2 protein-coding genes are annotated in these 2,608 nt (G+C 59.4%); both read left to right on the top strand.

The annotated features are described in order from the left end of the window. The first annotated feature begins 215 nt into the window (after positions 1–215). On the top strand, positions 216–605 hold the full coding sequence (locus tag ACRESJ_RS15495) for a c-type cytochrome (protein WP_431758686.1): 390 nt from the start codon (positions 216–218) through the stop codon (positions 603–605). A gap of 135 nt (positions 606–740) precedes the next feature. After that, positions 741–2,231: an aldehyde dehydrogenase family protein gene (locus tag ACRESJ_RS15490; protein ID WP_431758685.1), complete on the top strand. Its 1,491-nt coding sequence runs from the start codon at positions 741–743 to the stop codon at positions 2,229–2,231. The last annotated feature ends 377 nt before the right edge of the window (positions 2,232–2,608 follow it).

Genomic DNA, 2,608 nt, shown 5'->3' with positions numbered 1-2,608 from the left:
GATCAAAAGATCGCAGCCTTCGGCAGCTCCTACAGGGGCGGAAGCGCAGCCCGGCGATCTGGCAGCCCCGCCAACACAACTGGCACGCAGGGCAAACCCTGGGATTTACCGACCACCGACAATCCGGTTTAACCTGCCGGGGTTCCGTTGTCCCGGCGCCTTCTGTGTTGGCGTTCGTTTGTTGACGGACGCGTGAATTTTCAAGGTCGTCTTTTATGTTTTCCGCCCTGCGTTTTTCCCTAATGGGTTTGTTGTGTTTCACCCTGGCCCAGGCCGCTGTGGCTGCCGATTGCACGCCGGTCCAGAGCCGTGGCGAGCAAGTGTTCGCCAATGAGTGCGGGGTTTGTCACTCGGTGAGCAAGGGGATGGTCGGGATGATGGGGCCGAACCTGGCAGGTGTGGTGGGGCGCAAGTCCGGCTCGCTGGAAGGCTTCAACTATTCCCAGGCCATGCGCAGCAAGAACATCGACTGGCAGGCCGAGAACATCGAGCAACTCATCACTCAACCTCAAGCCTATGTGCCTGGCACCTACATGCCTTACATGGGCCTGGCTTCGGCCGACGATCGCCAGGCGGTCGTGTGCTATCTCAAAGAACAACACTAAGCGGCTGGTTACTTGCCTGACCAACCAATCCCTGTGGGAGCTGGCTTGTCAGCGATGGCGGCCTTGAATCTTGCACCGCGCACAAAGACGCTATCGCCAGCAAGCCGGCTCCTACATTCGAATAAAAGGTGATTTATGAGCAACGTTGAAACCCTGCCGCAGGTGGCTGCATTCCTTGAACGCCGTCACGGCTGCTTTATCGATGGTCAGTGGGTGTTCGCCGAGGGCGAAAGCATTGCCGTGGTCAACCCGGCCACCGGTCAAACCCTGTGCGAAACCCTCGATGCGCCGCTGCAAATCGTCGAGCAAGCGGTGCAGTCATCGCACAAGGCATTCAAATCCGGCGTCTGGTCCAGCCTGCGTCCTGCCGACCGTGAACGCATCCTGCTGAACTTCACCCGTCTTGTGGAAGAGCACGCAGAAGAACTGGCGCAGCTGGAAACCCTGAGCCAGGGCAAGTCAATCAACATGGCCCGTGCCCTGGACCTGAACGCCACCGTGGAATTCATGCGCTACATGTCCGGCTGGTCGACCAAGATTGAAGGCCAGACCTTCGATGTATCGATCCCGTTGCCGCCAGGTGCCAAGTTCACCGCGTTCACCAAGCGTGAGCCAGTGGGCGTGGTCGTCGGCATCGTGCCGTGGAACTTCCCGCTGCTGATCGCTGCCTGGAAGCTGATGCCTGCATTGGCCACCGGTTGCACCGTGATCATCAAACCCGCCATGGAAACCCCGCTGACCGCCATGCGCCTGGCTGAGCTGGCCCTGGAAGCAGGCATCCCGGCGGGCGTATTCAACGTCGTGACCGGTGGCGGCGCCTCGGTGGGCGGCGTACTGACTTCCCATCCGCTGGTAAGCAAGGTGTCGTTCACCGGCTCCACCGCCGTGGGCAAAAGCGTTGGCGTAGCGTGCATGGAAAACATGACGCGCTTTTCCCTGGAGCTGGGCGGCAAGAACCCGATGATCGTGCTCGCCGATGCCGACATCGAGAAAGCGGTTCAGGGCGCGATCCTCGGCGGCCTGCTCAACAACGGCCAAGTGTGCGCAGCAGCCTCGCGCTTCTATGTGCATCGCTCGATCCACGACAAGTTCGTCGAAGCCTTGGCGGCGGCTGTCTCGTCCATGCCGATTGGCGATGGCATGAACTGCGACGCAGCGATCAACCCGCTGGTATCGCGCAAGCAACAACAAAGTGTGCTCAAACACATTGAACGGGCTCGCCAGGAAGGTGCTCGGGTGGTGACTGGCGGTGAATTGCTTGAAGGCGATGGCTTCTTCGTGCAGCCGACCATTCTGGCCGATATCGATCACACCATGGCCGTAGCCCGCGAAGAAGTGTTCGGTCCGGTGCTGGGCGTGATGCCGTTTGACGATGAAGATGCCGTCATCGAGTTGGCCAACGACAACCGCTACGGCCTGGCCGCCAGCCTGTGGACCAACGACCTGAGCAAAGCCATGAACCTGGTGCCGCGCATCGAAGCCGGTACGGTATGGGTCAACGCCCACGTGTTGCTCGACCCGGCGATGCCGTTCGGTGGCGTCAAACAGTCGGGCATGGGCCGTGAGTTCGGTCGTGCAGTGATCGAGGCTTACACCGAGCTCAAATCGGTGTGCATCGCGCACTGATAGACCAATAGCTGCGCTCTTTGTAGGAGTGATTGCGTTCACTCACTTTCTGTCTGAGCGCGTTACCTGTAGGAGCTGTCGAGTGCAACGAGGCTGCGATCTTTTGATCTTGTTCCTGAAAATCAAGACAAAAGATCGCAGCCTGCGGCAGCTCCTACAGGGGGCATGTCGTTCACAAATGGCGTGGCTTGCGCAAAAAATGTGGGGGCGAGGCTTGCCCGCGAAGACGGCAGCCCATCCCATATCAATGTGTCAGACCCACCGCTTTCGCGGGCAGGCCTTAATGCCAGTCAGTTAAGCGATGAAGGTCAACTGTAGGAGCGAGCTTGCTCGCGAAAAACGTTAACGATAACGCGGAAATTCTGAATGAACGCGGC

Source organism: Pseudomonas sp., from assembly GCF_050739655.1.
Taxonomy (GTDB): domain Bacteria; phylum Pseudomonadota; class Gammaproteobacteria; order Pseudomonadales; family Pseudomonadaceae; genus Aquipseudomonas.
The sequence above is the reverse complement of the archived record's forward strand: the minus strand, read 5'-3'. Positions and strand labels throughout refer to the sequence as shown.

Excerpts from the sequence above, each read along its gene's own strand:
- ACRESJ_RS15495 (WP_431758686.1), top strand. The coding sequence starts at position 216 with ATGTTTTCCGCCCTGCGTTTTTCCCTAATGGGTTTGTTGTGTTTCACC.
- ACRESJ_RS15490 (WP_431758685.1), top strand. The coding sequence starts at position 741 with ATGAGCAACGTTGAAACCCTGCCGCAGGTGGCTGCATTCCTTGAACGC.